This window comes from Vibrio sp. 1580 (assembly GCF_033340055.1).
On record NZ_JAWOVT010000275.1, the window covers coordinates 1 to 712 of the forward strand.

General features: G+C 41.9%; 2 protein-coding genes and 1 pseudogene. All 3 read right to left on the reverse strand.

Features of this window, described 5'->3' with window-relative positions; genetic code table 11:
- Nucleotides 1-180: pseudogene (locus tag R7093_RS25480) on the reverse strand (iron-hydroxamate ABC transporter substrate-binding protein); the annotation flags it as partial.
- A 101-nt stretch (nucleotides 181-281) separates the two neighbouring features.
- Nucleotides 282-497, reverse strand: a complete 216-nt coding sequence (gene pspG / locus R7093_RS25485) for an envelope stress response protein PspG (protein WP_005496590.1) — start codon at nucleotides 495-497, stop codon at nucleotides 282-284.
- Between the two features lie 2 nt (nucleotides 498-499).
- Nucleotides 500-712: hypothetical protein (locus R7093_RS25490; RefSeq protein WP_318147054.1), on the reverse strand; the 213-nt coding region annotated here is incomplete at its 5' end.

Sequence of the window (712 nt, forward strand, 5' to 3'; positions counted from 1 at the left end):
GTGCTCAATGGCAGCGTAAAAAGTACCCGTTGTACTGCTATCTCTTCTTACTTCATTAACTTGTGTATCTGCACCCCATACTTCTGCCCCCACTGTTGCGGAAAAAGAAGATTCTGCGAATGTAGGAAGAGATGCGGCTAATGATAATGCTGTTAAAGCGATGGTCGCTTTATTTGTCATGGAATGTGTACTCCGAGATAGCTGATATTCAACAATGAGGGCGTGAGGGGAAATATACCATACTCTCACGCCTCGCTATCAACTAAATCGTCTATACCCAACTATTTATAACGCGGTTGGGCAACGAAGTTTTTAAAGAACCAAATACCCAATGCGATGACTATCAGCCATGGCAATAGTTTGAGTACCGCGCCGATCATGCCAAGTAAAAACATCACAACCAACGCAATACCTGTTGCTGCGAACACTGTCATCATCGTGATGCCTGTTACTAACAAGGTCGCGGCAAATACTAAAATAAAGATCAGCTCCAACATAATCACTTCTCCATTTGTTTTAAACGACTAGAGCAGTTTCCATACCAACTTATCCAAAACAAATTAAGGTTATGATTTCTAAATAAAAATAAAGCCAGAGGCATTTCTGCGCTCCGGCTTCTCTGTCCGTAAGTTGGTATTTTTAACCAACCACTGGTGAATTTTACACATTCAGCTCTTTTGGAATCTTCGCTAACGCATCCTGCAGCACTTCT

Bases quoted from the DNA above. Each gene is read 5' to 3' on its own strand.
- pspG (WP_005496590.1), bottom strand. From the start codon at position 497: ATGTTGGAGCTGATCTTTATTTTAGTATTTGCCGCGACCTTGTTAGTA.